Here is a 20,002-nt window from a genome sequence, read left to right on the forward strand (position 1 = left end):
AGGGAGGTTTTGTGAGTTTATTGCTAAGTTTTACTCTCGCCTACCCTCTCATTGGGTTAGGTATTGCCGGGTTACTCGGGGCTATTGTCGGTAGTTTTCTCAATGTGGTGATTTACCGGTTGCCCGTGATGTTGGAAAAGCGCTGGCAACATGAGGCTCTGTTGCACCTGTCACAACCGTTGCCTGAATCAGAGCCACGTTTTGACCTGTTATTACCGCGTTCTTGTTGCCTCCATTGTCAGCAGCCGATTGCCGCCAGAGACAATATCCCGGTGCTGAGTTTTTTGCTGTTAAAGGGCAAAGCCCGTTGCTGTGGCGTACCTATTCCAAAGCGTTACCTGCTGGTTGAAGTGACAACAGCAATACTGTTTGTACTGGCAGCCACAGTGTTCCCGGTGGGAGCCCCGTTGCTCGGCTGTTGGATATTTCTCTCTTTCTTGCTGGTGCTGGCGGTGATTGACCATCATGTGCAACTGCTGCCAGATGCCCTGACGCTGCCACTGCTGTGGGTCGGGCTGTTGTTCAATCTTCAAGGTCACTTTGTCTCACTAGAGCAAGCGATAATAGGTGCCATGGCGGGCTATGGTTGCCTCTGGTCACTCTTTTGGCTATTCAAGTTACTCACTGGTAAAGAGGCGCTCGGTTACGGTGATTTCAAATTACTGGCAGCATTAGGCGCCTGGTTGGGCTGGCAAGCCTTACCTCATGTGCTTTTACTGGCTGCAGCCAGTGGGCTGTTGTTTACCCTGGTGCAACGCGGGCTGACAAAACAAGACCTTAATCAGCCCCTGGCATTCGGCCCTTGGCTCGCTTTAGCAGGAGCGGTGAATATGTTATTACTCTCTAGCTTTTAGACCATATAAACCACGGCCGAGTCCCTGAACAGTTTTTATCAGCAAACGGCTGGTACTACTCACACCCATCTGGATAAAAACAGCCATGAATGCTGAAACCGTATTATCCATCAGGCAACAGAATAACAATATTATCCGCCTGGCAACGGCTCAAGCGCTTGCAGGGGCAAACGCGGTGGTCTTTTTCGCCACCGGCGCCATTGTTGGCAGCGACATAGCCCCAGACACTAGGCTAGCCACTCTGCCCATTACGGTATTTGTACTGGGGATGGCGGCCTGTATTTTGCCGTTGGGGGCACTGGCCAGAAAACATGGTCGAAAAGCCGCTTTTATCACCGGGACGGGCACCGGCATATTGACCGGCCTGACCGCCGCGCTGGCGGTAGTGATGAGTTCGTTTTTACTGTTTTGCCTTGCCGCCTTTATGGGGGGTGCTTACGCGGCGGTGGCACTGTCATTTCGCTTTGCCGCAACGGATGGTGTTAGCAAAGAACGCCGGGCTCGCGCACTTTCTCTGGTCATGGGGGGCGGTGTTGTCGCCGGTATTATCGGCCCGACGTTAGTCACCAGCACCATGAATCTCTGGCCACCTCATACCTTCGCTATTACCTTTATCGCCCAGTCCGTGGTGGCGGCTCTCTCGGCGCTGGTGCTGCTTGGCGTAAAATCATCTGAACCCGTCGTCACAAACAAAGCGGGTGGTCGCCCTCTTCGAGAGATTGTTCGCCAGCCCGGGTTTTCCCGCACGGTATTCAGTGGTGCCGTGGCCTATATGGTGATGAATTTCCTGATGACTGCCGCCCCCCTTTCCATGCACATGCATGGCATTTCGCAGCAAGCAGCAAACCTGGGGATCCAGTGGCACGTTATTGCCATGTATGGGCCGGGCTTCTTTACCGGTAAGCTCATCAACCGCTTTGGCGCGACACGTATCGCTGCGGTGGGGTTACTCATCACCGGCTTATCGATTATGGTTGGTCTTGCTGGCACAGAGATCATGCATTATTGGCTGTCACTGATCCTACTGGGCCTTGGCTGGAACTTCGGTTTTACTGGCGCATCCACACAGATTGTCGACTATCACCGCCCGGAAGAGAAAACGCAGGTCCAATCATTGAATGACTTTATCGTGTTTGGCGTGATGATTATCGGCTCCTTTTCTTCCGGCGTTCTGCTCAATATCTTCGGCTGGCATGCGGTACTTTGGGGGGCGTTGGTGCCAGTATTAGTGGCTTTTATCGCGTTGCTGAGGCCTTCTCGCCAGATAGCTTCTGAGCCAACTTGACATCCTCCTCCCCTAAAGGACGAGGATCCCTACAGCATGCAGACCGAAGTCTGACTCGGTGGGTTCCTGCTTCATCGAGCGGCCTAAAGCTCCCCTTTTTCCACAGGCTAACGCGGCGTACCCGCCGCTAAAATATTACGCGCGCCGTTTATATCTGCGTTTTCTCTATATCCACAATCCACATTCCAGACACCTGAACTGACTTTGCGTTTGGCCTTCTTCCAGTTGTTGCTGAACTTCACCTTACGGCTCATTTCACTCTGGAGTCTGGCAAGTTTATTCTGGTTGGATTTAAAGCTGTTTACAGGCTCAAAAATGGTGTCATTTGATAGCGTAGCGAGCTTTGCCACACCCACATCAAGACCTACCATCAAGGTGAGGCATGAGCCAGTTCAGTGACTTCGTATTCCGTTACTCATAAAATCGGCTGATAACCACAGTATCACTCATAACCGCAGCATATTTATCTAATCTCAAGGCAGAATAGTGATTGCAAACTGACCGTTTGTTAAATATTATTCGCCCAAAATTTTATTGACTAATAAATATTACGATTTTCGACAAGGATTGTTTGATGTTGTTTTTCCGTTGTATTCACCAGGTATGTGGTCGTCCTTATGGGATGGCTTTTTTGCTACTCACGCTGGCCTCTTCTACAACTGCAGCAGCCCCGCTTAGCCCGGCAGATCGCGACACCATTCAGCAACAGCAACGCGACCTGCTGCAACAGAACCAGCAGCAACGCCAACAACTGCAACGCAGCCTGCCCCCCACCCTACCCGCTGCACCCCCGGTATCCGCCAGTGGTGGCCCTTGTTTCACCATTAATCGCATCCAGCTTGAAGGGGCGACTCATCTGCCTGCCAATGCCCGGCAAACGCTCACGCAGCCCTATCTGCAGCGTTGCCTGAACCTGGCGCAGATCCAGACACTGGTCCAGCAAGTCTCCGACTGGTATATCGCCCGGGGTTACGTCACCAGCCGTGCGTTCCTCACCGAGCAGGATTTATCCCAGGGGCAACTGAAACTGCTGGTTCTGGAGGGGCAACTAGAAAAGATCCTGCTGGATAAAAAAGACAGCCGTATGCTGAGAATGGCGTTCCCTGGTCTGCCGGGTAACATCCTCAACCTGCGTGATATCGAACAGGGTATGGAGCAGATCAACCGCTTGCGCCAGCAACCGGTCAAAATTGAAATCCTGCCTGGCAGCCAGCCCGGCTATTCCGTGGTAAACCTGAGCGCCACCCCCGAATTCCCACTCATGCTGGGGCTAGGGTTTGACAATAGCGGCCAGAAAAGCACCGGTACCGGGCAGATCAACGGTTCACTGACAGGCAATAACTTGTTAGGGCTAGCAGATCAGTGGTTTGTCTCTGGTTCACGCAGCAGTGATTTTGCCAACGACCACAACGCACGTAGCGTCCAGACTGGCCTTAGCCTGCCTTATGGGTACTGGCTGGCGGATTACAATTACTCTTACAGCGACTATCTCTCGACCATCAATAATCGCGGTTTTGACTGGCAATCCACCGGAGACAGTCAAACTCATCGCTTTAATCTGTCACGGGTCGTGTTCCGTAACAGCGAAATAAAAACCGGCCTGGCCCTCGGCCTGACGCACCGAATCAACCGCAACTATCTCAATGACAGCCTTCTGGAGAGCAGCAGCCGCAAACTCACCAGCCTGTCGTTTGGGGTGGCACACAGCCAGAAAGTATGGGGAGGCTTTGCCACCCTCAACCCCACCTATAGCCATGGGGTGCCCTGGCTGGGGGCAGAAAATGACCGAGGTAAAAGTAACGACGCCCCGAGAGCCGAATTCGACAAGTTCTCACTGTCCAGCAGCTATTACCTACCGCTGGCACAAGAGGTGAACTATCTCACCAGCGTTTATGGCCAATGGTCGCCAGACCGTTTATACGGCAGTGAACGCCTGACGATTGGTGGAGAAAGCTCGGTACGGGGCTTCAAGGAACAGTATCTCTCCGGCGATAACGGTGGTTACTGGCGTAACGAACTGAACTGGTCCCCTTTCCGCCTGCCCTATCTGGGGAATATCACCCTGTTGGCCGCCGTTGATGGCGGTTACCTGCGCCATGATTCAGCCGATAGTTTTGCCTCCGGCACCTTGTGGGGCGGTGCCATCGGGCTCGGCAGCCGCAACCGCTATTTTGCCAGCCAACTGACCGTCGGTTGGCCGTTGTCACACCCGAACTGGCTGGAGCCAGACCGGGTTTCTGTTTATTACCGTATCAACATTGTTCTTTAATTTACCAGGAAGGTTATTGTTATGAGTCAGTCAACGGATCGTCCTCTTCATGCCGCACAACGTTGGCTGAGTTATACCCTTTGTACCGTTCTGGTCTGGCAACCGGTGTTACCCGCGTTTGCTAACGGCGTGAACGTCGCCGAGGGCAACACCCACCTTGACCAGGCGGCCAATGGCGTCCCGGTGGTCAATATTGCCACCCCCAATCAGGCGGGCATTTCCCATAATAAATACAACGAATTTAACGTCGGGAAAGAGGGACTGATCCTTAACAACGCCACCGGGCAATTAAATCAAAGCCAACTGGGTGGTTTAATCCAGAACAACCCTAATCTGCAAGCCGGGAAAGAGGCGCAAGGCATCATTAACGAAGTGGTGGCCCCTAACCGTTCGCAACTGCAAGGCTACGTAGAAGTTGCAGGTAAACAGGCCAACGTGATGGTCGCCAACCCTTATGGTATTACCTGTGATGGTTGTGGCTTTATCAATACCCCAGAGGCCACCTTGACCACCGGCAAACCGGTGCTGGGCGCGGATGGCAAATTGCAGGCCTTGGAAGTCACCCAGGGCACCATCACCATCCAAGGCCAGGGGTTAAATGCCAGCCAGAGTGAAAAATTTGCGCTGATTGCCCGCGCTACCGAAATCAACGCCCAACTGCATGCCAAAGAGGCCAATATTACCCTCGGTGCCAACCGGGTGGATGCCCAGGGCAATGTCACCCCGATAGCCGGCCAGGGCGAGGTGCCGAAAGTCGCCATTGATACCAGTGCATTGGGGGGCATGTATGCCAACCGTATCCACTTGGTCTCCAGTGAAACCGGCGTCGGCGTTAACCTGGGTAACCTCAATGCCCGTGAAGGGGATATCCGCCTGGATGCCAATGGCAAGCTGACGCTCAATAACAGCCTGACCAGCGGTACGCTGACGGTAAACGGGCAAAATATCAGTCTGTTGGGGGACCACAAAGCCGGTCAATCCATCGCGCTAACCAGTCAGGGCGATCTTACCCAACAAGGGGGGACGGTGGTCAGCGACCAGAATATGGTCCTGACCAGCGGCGGTACATTGCAGGTCAGCAACAGCAAGCTGACTGCCGGAAACGATATCAGCCTGCGCACCCGTGACCTGCTTATAGACGCCAGCAGCCAGGTTGATGCAGCGCGCCATATCGATATGACGCTGTTTAATTCCGGGTTGATTCAGGGGCAAACGATCGCCGGGCAAAACCTCACCCTCAGCGGTAGCGCACTGGCAAACAGCGGCACGCTAGCGGCCAATGGGGCAATACAAAGCACCCTCTCCTCGTTCGGGAACAGCGGCACAGTTCAGAGCCTAGGGGATCTGACGCTGAACGGCCAATCACTGACCAACAGCGGCAAAATGCAGAGCGGTGGGGCCTTGAGCCTTTCCAGCCAGACACTGGATCAGGCGGGTATTCTGAGCGCCAAAGGGCAAGCCTATCTCAATGTCAGCGGGATGTTGCGTAATGGCACCACCGGTGAACTGTTGAGCGACGATAGACTGAGCGTGACGGCGGGAACGTTACAACAAAACGGGCTGCTCTCTGGCGCGAACGCACTGACCCTCAACAGCAATATGCTGTCCACCGGGACAGACTCAATCACCACCAGCCAGGGCGACATTACCGTTAACGCGGGGAACACCACATTAGGTGGAGAATGGAGCGCCGGGGGAGATCTGGCGCTGCAGAGCACTACACTGACCACACAGTCCGGGGCACAGGTACAAAGCGGGGGCGAGCTCACCCTCCAGGCCCAGCAAGCCGAGCTGGCAGGCACCCATACCGCCAAAGGGGGGTTGGCGGTAACGGCAGACTCCCTGTTACACAGCGGGAAAAGCCATGCAGCAAGCCTGGCTCTGAATGCGAAAACCCTCACCAACCAGGGGACGCTGGTCGCCCCCACCTTGACGATAAACGCCGAAACGCTCATTAACAGCGGCCTACTACAGGGCAGCCAGATTCTGGATCTGATCGTCCAGTTGATCGACAACCAACAGGGCGGAACCCTGTATACCGCCAATTCGCTGTTGCTGACAGTCCCGACGTTAAAGAACGCAGGGCTGATCACCACCGATCGTGATTTGCAGCTCAAGGGCGAACAACTGAGTAATAGCGGTGAAATCAACGCCGCTAACCTGACGGCGGACTATCAGCGCATCGACAACCAGCAGAGCGGTTTGCTGCTGGCCGAGGATCACCTGTTGCTCACCGCGATGGCGTTATCCAACGCCGGACAACTGGCAGCGGATCAACTGACCTTGACCAGCGACAGCCTCACCAATAGCGGGACATTACAGGGTGATAACGCCCTTTCCGCCAAGGTTGACGAGGTGACTAACCGTGGGCGCTTACTCACCGGCGGCGCGCTAAATCTGGCAGCAGACTCCCTGACCAACGCTGGGATAATGCAAGCGGTCATGCTTACGCTGTCACTGGCCAAACAGTTCAGCAACCAGCAAAATGGTGCCATCAACGCGACTGAATCGTTAACGTTGACCTCCCCTCTGCTCAATAATGGTGGCCTGCTGGCCGCGCCCCGCCTGGCGCTCGATACCACCACACTCTTCAATACCGGTACCCTACAAGGCAGCAACCAGCTCAGTATCGGTAGCGCTTCATTGGACAACCAGCTTGGTGGCATTCTGTTCAGTGCCGGAAAGTTGGCATTACAAACAAAGGCACTAACCAATGCCGGATTGTTGCAGGGCCAAACTCTGACTCTGGCGACCCAGACATGGCTCAACAGCGGTAATGCGCTGAGTGAACAAACCGCCGAGCTGAACATCGCTCAGACGTTCACCAATCAGGGGAAAGTGCTCAGCCAGCAAGGACTGAATGTTTCCGCCAGTACGCTCGATAACTCGGGGTGGCTGGCGGCCAACGTACTCAGCGTAGTGGGCGATGTCATCAACCAGGGGCTGCTGCAGGGCAGCCAGTCCGTGCAACTTTCTGGTGCCCACCTCACTAACGGTTCCACCGGCAAGATGTTGACGGGGGGCACCTTACGCCTCGACGGTCAGCAGTTGGTTAACCAGGGTACCCTGCAAGGCCAGCAACTGACGGTAAATGCCCAGAACTGGCAGAACAGTGGCAGTGTTCAGGCACAGACTCTACTGACAGCAGATCTTACCGGCGAACTGACCAACAGCGGTTATTTACTGAGTCAGGATCGGTTTACCCTCACGGCGGCCAGTATTCTGAATCAGGGTACGCTAGCAGCCGACACACTAACGCTGACCGCGCCGCAACTAACCAACAGCGGCCTGCTGCAGGGCAACAGCCATCTGCAACTGGCTATCCCTACCCTCAACAACCTCGCCACCGGGAAACTGATCAGCGGCGGTGCGCTGGATCTGGCCCTTGACCAACTGAATAACGCCGGTTTACTGCAGGTCAATGACGACTTGTCGCTTACCGGTCAGCAATTTACCAACCAGGGCAGCATTCTGGCCAATAACCTGAGCCTGAACGTGCGCGGTGGCTTGGTTAACCAGCAAAACGGTCAATTGGTGGCCCGTGAAAACGCCACCTTCCGCAGCCAATCGGTAGATAACGCAGGGGTGCTGGCGGGCAACACGCTGACGCTAAACAGCGGCAGCGTGACGCACAGTGGCATCATGCAGGGCAATATCGGGCTGACCCTGATCACCACAGGGCTGAATGTACTGGCCGGGGCACAGATGCTGAGCGGCGGTGAACTGAAGCTCAACAGTGGCGTGGTGAGCAACGCCGGACTTTGGCAGGCGGATACGCTGACGTTTAGCGTCGATAGCCTGGATAACATCGGGTCGATCAATGCGATCTCCAACTTGACCGGTGATCTCACCGATACCCTGCAAAACGCCGGGCAGATCGGCAGCCTGAATACGCTGAACCTCAACGGCACTCACCTGACCAACAGCGGCAAGCTGGTGGCAAATCAGCTGACGCTCGCGGCCAGCACGCTGAGTAACAGCGGATTATGGCAGGGTAACGAATGGCTTAATGCCCAGGGTGATGTGATAACCCTGGGCGCCTCAAGCCGTACCTTGGCCGGAGGGCAACTGATACTGAATGTCGGGCAACTGATCTCGGAAGGCCTGGTGCAGGGGGGGCAAACCCACATCACCGCAAATAGTTGGCTGAACCGTGGCTCCCTGCTGGGGACCGATTCTCTATTGGCGAAGGTGACCAACGAACTACTGAACGAAGGTTCACTGCTCAGCCAGGGTGACAGTGAGATACAGGCACAAACGCTGACCAACAACGGTGCCGTGCTGAGCGAGGGGCAGTTATCCCTGACGGGTGCTCGGTTAGACAACCAGGGGGCCATACAGGGCGATACCCTGAGCCTAGCCCAGGCTATAGTGAGCAACGCAGGCACGCTGATCGGCCTGCAATCGCTGACCCTTGGTACTCAGGCGCTTACCGCCCCGCTGCTGACGCTGGTGAACAGCCGCCAAGGCTCCATTCTGACGCAGGGCACACTGACGGTGAACGGCGGCACGATCACCAATGACGGACAGTGGCAGGGGCAACAGATCCTGTTAAATGCTGAGCAACTGGATAACAGTGGCGCGATCCAGAGTGCGGATGCGTTACACGTAGCCCTGTCTGGGGCGTTGAATGCCGCTGCCAACAGCAAAATTACCGCTAACGGCACGGCGGCGTTACAGGCGCAGTCACTGACCAACGCTGGGCAATGGCTGGCAAAAAACCTCACCTTGCACGGTAATACGCTGAATAACCAGGGCGACATCAGCGGTGTAGACGGGTTGACAGTCGCACTGAACGGCGATTTTATTCAGCAACAGGATCACACCCTGCTGACGGCAGGCACGCTGAAACTGGATGCCGCGTCGGTGACCAACTTTGGCCGTATCCAAGGGAATGACCTGCTGGTGAACAGCGGAGTGCTGACCAACAGCGGGCGCATGCAAGGGGAAAACGGGCTGACGCTGAACCTGTCTGGCACGTTGGCCAATAATGCCACGGGTACCCTGCTCAGCCAGAACGCGCTGACCCTCACCACACCGCAGTGGGTTAACAGTGGCCTGATACAAAGCGGTGGCCAGGCTTGGCTAAAAGCGGCGACATCAGGACTCAATGACGGTCGGCTGCTTTCCGGTTCTGACCTCACGCTCAACAGCACACAATTCACCAACAACGGATGGCTACAGGCCGCCACGCTGTTACTGAATGCCGATACAGTCAACAACAGCGGCACCCTGCTGGCAGAACAGCAGGCAACGTTGACAAGCAACAACCTGACTAACCAAGGTACCGTCCAAGGCAGCAATCTGGCGGTCAATCTCCAGCAACTGACCAACAGTGGGACGCTGCTCGGCACCTCGGGGCTCAGTATCCAAGCCAGCCACGTGGATCATCAGACCACGGGGAAATTGTTCAGCGGCGGCGATTTGTGGTTGAACAGTGCCAGTGTTGAACAACGTGGCCAGGTAGTGGCGCTGGGGAACCTAACGCTGCAATTGGTGAATGCCTTTACCAACCAGAATGTGATTGCCGCTGGTCAGGGCCTGAATATCAGCAGCCAGGGGGCGTTGACCAATCAGGGCACGCTGCAGGGGCAGAGCGTTAACCTCTCCACCTACGGCCTCTTGACCAATAACGGGCAAATCACCGCCGGGAACGGAGCCAGTACCCTCAGTGGCAGCACTATCGTCCTGAATGCCGCTGGAACGCTGCAATCAGGGGGAGACGTCACCCTGAACAGTCAGAGCGATATTACCGTTGGGGGCTTTACCGGCACGCTGGGTACACTGACGCTGAATGCGGCGGGTAGTTTGGTCAACACCGCCCTGCTGTATGCCGGTAACAACCTGTATCTGCTGGCCAACAGCATCAAAAACCTACGTGGTGACATCCTGGCAGGTAACAACCTCTGGATGCAGCGCGACATGGCGGGCAACGCTAACGGCGAAGTGGTGAACAGTTCAGGCACCATTGAGACGCAAAATGGCGATATCACCGTCAACACCGCCAGTTTGCTCAATGAGCGTACCGGGTTGACCTACTCAACCCAGACTCTGGATCTGAGTAACACCTACAGTTGGCTGAACAGTGCTTCTGCCTATATCCCGATTGAGGTATTGGGGCTGGACACCCTGATGAAAAGCAGCGTCACCTGGTACAGCACCTCGGGTTCCTGTGGAGGATCGGCCTGCTTCCTGTATGCCAATAAAACCTATTACTACCTACCCACACCCGGCAACGAAACCCGCCAATTTGCCGTCCATCAGATCCTGTCACAGGCCTCCGCCGAAGGGGGCAGCGCACGCCTGTCTGCGGGCGGCAACTTAATGGTTCAGGCTAACACCCTTAACAATCAGGCCAGTGTACTGCTGGCAAACGGCGATATTGTGCTGTCGGGTAGCACGCTCAACAACCAGAGTTATCAATCCGGTGCCTACACCGAGTATGCAGTTTTCAACTATCTCGACGGCGTCCGTAAGGACGGGGAGATCCCAGGTATTGGCAGTGGTCATGTTCCTCGCCCTGGCACAAGCAAAACCGAAGATACGGTCCACTATGTTCTGGCAGGCCACACCACAGAAACGACATCAGATGACAGCTATCGTTCCGTTATCCAGGCAGGCGGTAACGTCACGGCAAACTTTAGTCAGGATATCAGCAATACCAACGCCACGGCCAACGCCGGAAGGGTAAGCAATACCCTCATAGCCCCGACGCTAAACACCCTGAGTCAGCAGGCTATCGGTGGTGCCGTAGGGCAACAGACGCTCTCAGCCGGTGACAAGGTGGCCGTCAATTCGCCAGCGTGGCAGGACAACCTGCAACATGCCCTGCAACAGATAACGGGCGGCGGCGGGTTAGAAAACGCAACACCAGAACTCACCGGATTAGGAAAGTACAGTGACAATGGCCTGGGGAATGCCAATCTGGGTGATGGATCCAGTTTGCAAAACACCACCACCAGTGGCGCGAACCTGGTCAAGCCCGGTGGCAGCGCTTTAAGTCAGTATCAGGGCAAAACGGTCGATACCAGTGCCTATCCCCTGCCCTCGGGTGAGAACGGCTATTTTGTCACTTCGACCGATCCCAACAGCCCGTATCTGATCACCACCAACCCGAAACTGAATGGCCTGGGGCAACTGGATCCAAGCCTGTTTGGCGAGCTTTATGCCCTGTTGGGCACCTCTCCCGGCCAGGCTCCGCGTGAAACCGGTGGGCAGTACACGGATGAAAACGCCTTTATCGGTTCGGCCTATTTCCTTGACCGCCTGAATCTCCACCCGGATTACGATTACCGCTTCCTGGGGGATGCGGCCTTTGATACTCGCTACGTCAGCAATTTCCTGCTCAATCAGACCGGGAGCCGCTACCTGAACGGAATAGGGTCGGATCTGGAACAAATGCAAACCCTGATGGACAACGCTGCCAAGGCGCAACAGTCTCTGGGGTTGAAGTTTGGTATTTCGTTGACAGCCGAGCAGATCGCCGCACTAGACCACAGCATCTTGTGGTGGGAAGCCACTACCCTCAATGGCCAAACGGTGATGGTGCCGAAAGTCTACCTGTCACCAAAAGACGTGACGCTGAAGAACGGCAGTGTCATTTCTGGCAAAAACGTCACGCTCACGGCGGGAAATGTGACGAACAGTGGCAGTACCCTGGTCGCACAAAACTCCCTGACGCTCGATAGCCAAAACAGCATCAGCAATCTCAATGCTGGCTTGCTCAATGCGGGCGGCAACCTGCAACTGAGCGCGATGGGGGATATCAACAATATCGGTTCCACTATCAGTGGCAACAGGGTGGCGTTGGAAAGTTTCGGTGGCAGCATCAATAACCTCACGCTGGCGGAAACCAACAGCGGCAATGCCAGAGGGCCCAACGGCGAATTTGTCGGGTTCACTGACACTACGCTGGGTAATACCGCCTCTATAACCTCGCTGGACTCACTGAGCCTGAGTGCAGGTAAAGATATCCTTCTAGCTGGTTCCAACCTGTCTGCCGGTGGCGATTTGTGGCTGGATGCCTGGGGGGATATCGCCATCACCGCCAATCAGGTGACCCATAGCTACACACAGTCAGGTTTTGGCAAGGACAGCACCCTGAATACCGTTACCGACGTGGCCCGCAGCACCTTGACCAGCGGCGGCGATCTGACGTTGAACGCGGGACGGGATCTGAACTCGCAGGCGGCGGCGATGGTGGCAGATAACGACGTCACGCTGAGCGCAGGGCGCGATGTCAATCTCAATGCCCAGCAGACCAGCGAGTACCGCGAGAGCAAAGGCGGCAACCGGCAGCAGGTGGATGAATCTATTCGCCAGCAGAGCACCGAAATTGCCAGTGGCGGTAATACCACCATTATTGCCACACGGGATGTCAACAGCCAAGCGGCCCAGGTTAACTCGCAAGGTGACATAGGCGTGATTGCCGGACGAGACATCAATCTTGATACAGCTACGGAGAGTGACTATCACTTCTTCGAAGAAACCAAAACCAAGAAAGGCTTCCTATCGAAGAGCACCACCCATACGGTACGTGAAGATTACGCCACACAAGAAAAAGGCTCCCTGCTCAGCGGCAACAACGTGTCACTGTCTGCCGGTAACGATTTGACCGTGAAAGGCTCGACGGTGGTGGGCGACGGCTTGGTCAACCTGCAGGCTGGCAACAATGTTGAGATTGTGGCGGCCACCGAGGAGCAATCCAGCTACCGGTTTGATGAGAAGAAAAAGAGCGGCCTCTACAGCGGTGGGGGGATTGGTTTCACCATTGGCAGCACCTCGTCGCGTCATCAGGTAAACGAAGAGGGCACCACCCAGAGCCAGAGTGTAAGCACCATCGGTTCGACGGGTGGTGATGTGAACATCATCGCCGGTGGCAAGGTACATATTGGTGGGGCGGATGTACTTGCCAACCAGGACCTGTCGGTCACGGGTGATAGTGTACAGATTGACCCAGGGCACGACCTCTACCGCCGAGATGAATCTTTTGAGAGCAAAAGCAGTGGGTTGACTATTGCGTTGTCCGGTGCAGCCGGGAGTGCTATCAACTCGGCAGTTACCACCGCCCAGCAGGCAAATAAAGAGACCGATAACCGTCTGGCTGCGCTGCAAAATACCAAAGCGGCCCTGTATGGCGTACAAGCGGGGCAAGCTGTCGCCCAGGCAAGCGCCGCTGGCGGGGATGCCAGCAACACCGTGGGGATCAGCATCTCCGTGGGAAGCCAAAAATCGTCTTCAGAGTCCCATACGCAAGCCGATACTGTCACCGGTTCAGCTCTTACGGCGGGTAATAACCTTTCCATCACCGCCACCGGTAAAGGCAACGGTGCTGGCAGTGGTGATATTGTGGTGGTCGGCAGCCAACTGAAAGCCGGTGGTGATACCACACTGGATGCGCAGCGCGATTTACTGCTGCTTGGGGCTGCCAATACGCAAAAAACGGACGGCAAAAACAGCAGTAGCGGTGGCAACATCGGTGTCAGCCTGGGGGTTGGCGGTTCAGGGGGCGGTCTAAGCGTCTTCGCCAACGCCAACAAGAGCCAGGGTAGCGAGCACGGTGACGGCACCTACTGGAGTGAAACTCTGGTGGACAGTGGCGGCACGCTCTCATTGCACAGTGGCCGCGATACGGCCCTGGTGGGCGCACAGGCCAGCGGTGAAACGGTGAAGGTAGATGCGGAGCGTAACCTGACACTGCAAAGCCAGCAGGACAGTGACCGCTACGATGCAAAGCAGACCAGTGTCAGTGGTGGGGTCAGTGTTGCGGTGATTGGCGGTGGCGGCTCCGCCAACCTGAGTATGAGCCGTGACAAGGTGCACAGTAACTACGACAGCGTACAGGAACAAACGGGCATCTACGCAGGTTCTGGCGGCTTTGATATCACGGTGGGGGAACATACCCAGCTTGATGGTGCGGTAATAGCCAGCAGAGCTGACGCCGATAAAAACCGGCTGGATACCGGCACACTGGGCTTTAGCGATATCGAGAACGAGGCGGATTTCAAGTCTGAACATCAAGGCGGCAGCCTCAGCACCGGTGGCCCGGTGGGTTCAGATATCTTGAGCAATCTGGGGGGTGTCGCACTCTCCGGTGCGGGTAACAGCGGCCATGCCGAAGGTACCACTCAGTCAGCCATCAGTGATGGCACTCTCATTATCCGTGACCAGGACAAGCAGAAACAGGATGTGGCTGACCTGAGCCGAGATACCGATAATGCCAACGGCAGCATCGACCCAATCTTCGACAAAGAGAAGGAACAGAACCGGTTAAGGCAAGCACAGCTGATTGGGGAAATTGGCGGTCAGGTGATGGATATCATCCGCACCCAGGGGGATATCAATGGATTGGAAGCGGCGCTGAAGGCCAATCCAGATCTAAAAGGCAATGAAAAAGCGTTGCGTGAAACGCCAGCCTACCAGACCGAAATGCAGCAATACGGCACGGGCAGTGACCTGCAACGCGCAGCCCAGGCGGTCACCGCAGCCATTCAGGGCCTGGCCGGTGGCAATATGGCGCAAGCCCTGACGGGGGCCAGTGCGCCTTATCTGGCGGGCGTTATCAAAGACGCGACGGGAAATAACACGGCAGCCAACGCCATGGCCCACGCAGTGTTGGGTGCGGTCACCGCCTACACCAGTGGCAACAATGCGCTGGCGGGTGCAGCGGGCGCGGCAACAGCAGAACTGATGGCCCCACAGATTATTGCTGCAATGGGTTGGGATAAAGATAATCTCACCGAAGAGCAGAAGCAGCGGGTGAGCGCGTTAAGTACTCTGGCCGCAGGACTCGCCGGTGGGGTCACGGGGAACAGCACAGAGAGTGCCTTGACCGGGGCGCAGACGGGCAAGAATGCGGTGGAGAATAACTTCTTGGGTGATACATCTTCCTCAAAATTGGATGAAGTCAGGGAGAAGTTATTAAATGGAGATAGATCGAAAGAAGCCGCTTTGAATCTGTTGACTCTGGAAAACGCAGACAAGCGCAGTGATGTTCTGTTAGACCGATTTGTGCGTGACCCTTCCTTGTTGTCATCGGCTGACAAGCAAGAGCTACAAACGTATCTACAGGTGTATACCTATGAGATGAGCCGGGAATATGGTCCTGAGATGGCACAAGAACTTGTCAGGGGTCTGCTGTCAGGCAACGATTATCTGAAGCGCAGCCCGGATAATGAATTACAGCGTAAGGCTCAGAGTATTCTGGCGGGGTGGTCGATTCACGAATCACAGGCGGCTGTGGGAACGCCTGCGCTGTTAGCCCTTTCTGGTCCGGTAGGAGCGACAGTGCGTGCAGCCACTGCGGCTGGTGGTGCTTATCAGTTTGGTACTGGTGTTGGTCAGTTGATAGAGGGAGATGATCTCTGGGCTGCGGCCGGTAATATGGCATCTGGTGCGCTGGCGATGTCTGCGGTAGGATTTAAGCCTGGTGGCGCGGGAAATGCTGGGAAAGGGACGACGAGTACTACAATATTAACTTCAGAAATAGAAACTAAGATTTTAGCAGGGCAGCGTATTAGTGGTTCCAATAGGATAATTGGTGGACATTCTCCAAACATTAATGATGCAAATCCAAATTACGCTGTACAAGTTATGGCAATAAACCCTGATGGTACAAAAGTAATAAAATATACAACGCAATTTTCTGACGGGAATCTGTCTAAGATAAAAACTAGTACTATTTTTCCTGATGGCTGGTCTGATGCAAGTATTATAAATTCAATTCGTAAGGTTGGAGATTCCTCTGCTATTGGTCAACGGCTTTCAACGGGTGAAACTCTTCATCGAGGAACTATTAATGGGGTGGAGATTGATGTAATAAAAAAAGGCAATGAAATAACAGCAGGTTACCCTGTAGGCGGCAAACCAACCCCAGGATTTAGTCCTGTAAAATGAAAAGGATGTAAGACATGTATAATATATTAAATTCTTGCATATCAGACTTTAGTCATGAGGGTGACTCTGAAGATTATTGGTATGATTGTGCCATAGTTGACTCCATTGAAATACTTAATAAATTTTCTGATGATGATTGGCAGTTATTGATTCGTGAATTAGAAAATAAATCCGTTCTCTGGCAAAAAAGGCTTGTTGAGTGTTTGGGGGGGGGGCATAAATCATATGAGCTGGAAATAATTTTAGAGCTAATCAATACGGAAGATGAAGATTTATTTATTGCTTGCATTGATACATTGAGAAGTTTGAATTTATCAAACCTGAGTATGGAAGCTAAAGAACAACTTATCACCAGAACTAAATTGTTAATAATGAAATGTAAACCTCCCATAAGAAATGTACTGGAAGAATTTATAAACAAAATTCCATCCTAAATAGAAAATCCCGGTTCAAGTAGCCGGGATAATTTTTTCCATCATTTAGCTACAGTCTGGATAACAAACTTAAAGGGAGAGTGTTCTCGAGAGAAGACTATGGTCAACAAAAGACCCATGGGCAATTAGGTTATGATTCTAATGGTAAAGTTCCGCCTCATGAGCATAAGTTCACTTATAATGAACGAGGTTATGCCGATAAGAAATATTATCGTGAAGTAGATAAAGATGGTAAATCTGTTGGCCCTTGGATAGAAGATAAAAAATAGGTGTGATTATGTCAAATGATGTGTATGGATATTTGGAACCAGCCTTAGGGGTAACTGAAATGGCTGCATTAGTAAAATATATTACAAATAGCTCTGTTAATATTCGAAAGATTACATCTGATGAATTGTTTGGCTATCCGGTTGATTTTATCCCAACAGATGATCTTTTTATTTTTGATATTGCAGACGGACCTAACTCAATTAATGCGACCTATTTGATTGATTATGATGAATATGATCCTGAAACATCAGATATAGGATTCCCCCCTGTGGCAAAAGATCGGCTAAATATTCTACTAGATACATTAATTGATATGATTAGGGTAAGCAATGCTACAAAGATGGTAGTTGCACTGACTGAGTGTAACCAGATAGAAATGGTAAAAAAGATAAAACTATCAGAACTCTATGATGTGATACATGCGGATTTTGAAGAGTATCAATCACCACCTGATACACTTTATGACATTACCCTTTAACGATAACCCCGGCCTTGGCCGGGGTTCGTGTTTTAGGCTTGAAACCCTCCCTCTTCCCGCCGCTGCACCCGGATAATCCCCGGTGCGGCGGTGAGTGCCAGTTGTTCAGCGTGGGTGATGCCGGACTCGGTGAGCCAGTCGCCAGCAATCACCAACTCACCGTTATCCCGCACCCAATCCGCCCCTAAATCTTGCCGCTGTTGGCTAACCGCGCACAGTGCGAACCAGGTGGCCTCATCGGTGACGATGGTGACCCACAACGTGCGGTTCCTTAAGGTCAGTTGCAACGGGGTTCCGGTGGTAAAACCGAGAGCGGCCAGTGGCTTGCCGGACATCGTTAACTCGGGGATCGGCTCAGGGGTAAAAGTAATGTTCATGCGTTCCCCTCCGTGGTGGTTGCGGTGCGGATAATCAGTTGGCCCTGTTCCGCAATAATGCTCACGGGTTGGCCCTTGTTAACCCCAGCGCTTCCAGCCAGCGGCCCTTGATGGTCACAGTTGCGGTAATGGGTTCGGCCTGCCACCGTTGGGGCGGTAGCCGACAATACTCTTACGGGCTTGGGGTGTGGCGGGTTCTGACTTATGATGTTGCGGCAGTTGCTCTTTAACAATGTTGGGGAAAATGGCGTAACAGGCTGAAAACGCGCGTCTGGGCAAAAAGTTGTCTGTAGCAAAATGCACTGGCAAAAAAATTGTTGTAACTGACTGATAAATCAGGGAAAAAGTGATCTCGACAGCCAACTTCACGACGGAGCAAGTTGTTGTGGAGAATAACGCGCTGAGTGATATCGGCGAGAACAAAGCGGCTGGTATATCGCAGGCTGAGAAATACCAAAAAGCTCAAGATGAGCTAAAAGCAGTCGTGGAAGACTACAAGCAGAAAAACTGTGCGGGGTTAAGTGCCGAAGCGTGTTCAGCCAAGATAGAGGCCAACAGTGATGAACTGCTAAAAGGTGCACTTGGCTTCGGTTTAGACTTTGTACCAGTTGTGAGTGATTTCAAGAGTTTTGCTGAAGCGCAAAGTGCACTGGATTATCTGGTTGCGGTGATAGGGATTTTTCCTGGTATTGGTGATGCAGCGGGTAAGGCAATCAAGGCAGCAGAAGCAGCACTGAAGAAGGGGGATGTTGCTGAAGCGTCTAGGCTGATTAATCAGGCTAGTGTGGAAATAGAGAAGTCCTCACTTGATAGGATTTGACAGAATTCGAAGAATGCAACAGACTTGAATTCTAAGCAGAATTATTCAATTCTTGATCAACAAGCAGCCAAAAGTAATGTAGTTGTAGAAGAACAGAAATTCCAATATTTGTTTGGAAATGTTACTAGCAATATTCACAATCAAGATAGGTCTACACAATTAGCTCAATCAATGTACCGCCTTGGTATACCTTTAGATGAAAGTGGGGCTAAAATCATAATAGATCATATCTCGCAAGTACCTAAGAATCCTGGGAGTATCGTCCGAGTCTATTCTGACGAATTTGGTAGGTTTGAGATAAGGGAGTCATTGCTGATTGGCCCTACAGGTAAGGCTGCAAAGTTAGAAACATCGTTCCAGATAATGGATGATGGTACACGCCGATTTGTTACTACAATACCGAAGGACGGTAAAAAATGACTTTTATTGAGAAACGCCCTGATTCTATAGATTTATTATCATTCTTTGAGAGTGAGCCATCTTTTTCCGATGAAGTAGACCATCACTATGCTTACACTTATTGTGATAGTAGAGGAATGATATTAGTATTCTCTTACTCTATCTTAGAAGGCTGGATACAAACTGTTGTTGAGTTTAATGGGGAAACTGTATCCCGATATCTCAGTGAGGCAGTTAAAGGATTTGAGATAATAGAAGAAATAAAAGGTGAATATATATATTGCGAAATTGTTTCTTCAGATACGATAACCAAAATGGAGATAAGATTAAAACCGTATATACACATTAAATGGGGCACATTAGTTAGATGAGTATTTGTGGAGAATAACGCGCTGCCGAGATCATTGACAATAAAGTCTCTGGTGTAACGCAGGAGCAGGAATACCAGAATGCACAGAAGCAGTTGAAAGAGGCGGTGGAAGAGTTCAAGGCTCAGAACTGTGTTGGGCTAAGTGCAGAAGCGTGTTCAGCGAAGATGCAGGCCAACAGTGATGAACTGCTAAAAGGTGCACTTGGCTTCGGTTTAGACTTTGTACCAGTTGTGAGTGATTTCAAGAGTTTTGCGGAAGCGCAAAGTTCACTGGATTATCTGGTTGCGGTGATAGGGATTTTTCCTGGTATTGGTGATGCAGCGGGTAAGGCAATCAAGGCAGCAGAAGCAGCACTGAAGAAGGGGGATGTTGCTGAAGCGTCTAGGCTGATTAATCAGGCCAGTGATGAAATAAAAGTCAAGTGGGTTGATGAAAAGTAAACATCCGGGCAACTCACCTTGCTGCAGCTAATAACCCCTTTCATTATTCTCGGCATTAAATAACAAGCCTGAGAATAGACCATGCAATACAGTAAAGAAGAAAAACAGCA

The 20,002-nt window shown here is 52.8% G+C and carries 12 protein-coding genes and 2 pseudogenes; 11 read left to right on the forward strand and 3 right to left on the reverse strand.

The window, feature by feature from the left end; translation table 11 throughout:
* Positions 1-11: 11 nt before the first annotated feature.
* Both AC2A06_RS16145 and AC2A06_RS16150 read left to right on the forward strand, forming a co-directional pair.
* A complete protein-coding gene (locus AC2A06_RS16145; protein ID WP_484380938.1) occupies positions 12-854 on the forward strand; it encodes a prepilin peptidase in 843 nt (280 codons plus the stop codon).
* 85 nt (positions 855-939) lie between these two features.
* Positions 940-2,139, forward strand: coding sequence for an MFS transporter (locus AC2A06_RS16150; protein ID WP_484380939.1), 1,200 nt, complete (start codon positions 940-942; stop codon positions 2,137-2,139).
* Between the two features lie 12 nt (positions 2,140-2,151).
* On the opposite strand, the pseudogene AC2A06_RS16155 reads toward AC2A06_RS16150, so the two are convergent.
* A pseudogene (locus tag AC2A06_RS16155) lies at positions 2,152-2,551 on the reverse strand (transposase); the annotation flags it as partial.
* 210 nt (positions 2,552-2,761) lie between these two features.
* Between AC2A06_RS16155 and AC2A06_RS16160 the strand changes: the two are divergent.
* The 5 genes from AC2A06_RS16160 (at position 2,762) to AC2A06_RS16180 (ending at position 17,485) form a co-directional block, all read left to right on the forward strand.
* A complete protein-coding gene (locus AC2A06_RS16160) occupies positions 2,762-4,408 on the forward strand; it encodes a ShlB/FhaC/HecB family hemolysin secretion/activation protein (RefSeq protein WP_484380952.1) in 1,647 nt (548 codons plus the stop codon).
* Between the two features lie 21 nt (positions 4,409-4,429).
* Positions 4,430-16,303 carry a hemagglutinin repeat-containing protein gene (locus AC2A06_RS16165; protein WP_484380940.1) on the forward strand — a complete coding sequence of 3,958 codons (11,874 nt, stop codon included), beginning with the start codon at positions 4,430-4,432 and terminating at the stop codon, positions 16,301-16,303.
* A 14-nt stretch (positions 16,304-16,317) separates the two neighbouring features.
* Positions 16,318-16,737 carry a hypothetical protein gene (locus AC2A06_RS16170; protein WP_484380941.1) on the forward strand — a complete coding sequence of 140 codons (420 nt, stop codon included), beginning with the start codon at positions 16,318-16,320 and terminating at the stop codon, positions 16,735-16,737.
* Between the two features lie 80 nt (positions 16,738-16,817).
* Positions 16,818-17,006 (forward strand): hypothetical protein, encoded by a 189-nt coding sequence (locus AC2A06_RS16175; RefSeq protein WP_484380942.1) that lies wholly within the window; start codon positions 16,818-16,820, stop codon positions 17,004-17,006.
* Positions 17,007-17,014: 8 nt separating this feature from the next.
* On the forward strand, positions 17,015-17,485 hold the full coding sequence (locus AC2A06_RS16180; protein ID WP_484380943.1) for a hypothetical protein: 471 nt from the start codon (positions 17,015-17,017) through the stop codon (positions 17,483-17,485).
* A 32-nt stretch (positions 17,486-17,517) separates the two neighbouring features.
* On the opposite strand, the gene AC2A06_RS16185 is transcribed toward AC2A06_RS16180, so the two are convergent.
* Together AC2A06_RS16185 and AC2A06_RS16190 are read right to left on the reverse strand one after the other, a co-directional pair.
* A complete protein-coding gene (locus tag AC2A06_RS16185) occupies positions 17,518-17,862 on the reverse strand; it encodes a SymE family type I addiction module toxin (RefSeq protein ID WP_484380944.1) in 345 nt (114 codons plus the stop codon).
* Positions 17,859-18,081 (reverse strand): annotated as a pseudogene (locus tag AC2A06_RS16190) (SymE family type I addiction module toxin). The gene AC2A06_RS16185 and the pseudogene AC2A06_RS16190 overlap by 4 nt, the downstream one beginning before the upstream one ends.
* 166 nt (positions 18,082-18,247) lie before the next feature.
* Here AC2A06_RS16190 and AC2A06_RS16195 point away from each other — a divergent pair.
* The 4 genes from AC2A06_RS16195 (at position 18,248) to AC2A06_RS16210 (ending at position 19,892) form a co-directional block, all read left to right on the forward strand.
* Complete coding sequence (locus AC2A06_RS16195) at positions 18,248-18,682, forward strand: hypothetical protein (RefSeq protein ID WP_484380945.1); 435 nt, start codon at positions 18,248-18,250, stop codon at positions 18,680-18,682.
* Positions 18,683-18,706: 24 nt separating this feature from the next.
* Positions 18,707-19,102, forward strand: a complete 396-nt coding sequence (locus AC2A06_RS16200; RefSeq protein WP_484380946.1) for a hypothetical protein — start codon at positions 18,707-18,709, stop codon at positions 19,100-19,102.
* A complete protein-coding gene (locus tag AC2A06_RS16205) occupies positions 19,099-19,452 on the forward strand; it encodes a hypothetical protein (protein WP_484380947.1) in 354 nt (117 codons plus the stop codon). The genes AC2A06_RS16200 and AC2A06_RS16205 overlap by 4 nt, the downstream gene beginning before the upstream one ends.
* Positions 19,453-19,556: 104 nt before the next feature.
* The gene (locus tag AC2A06_RS16210) at positions 19,557-19,892 is read left to right on the forward strand and encodes a hypothetical protein (protein ID WP_484380948.1); all 336 of its coding nucleotides are present in this window, start codon (positions 19,557-19,559) and stop codon (positions 19,890-19,892) included.
* The last annotated feature ends 110 nt before the right edge of the window (positions 19,893-20,002 follow it).

This window comes from Serratia sp. HNCC26DJ244 (assembly GCF_057180565.1).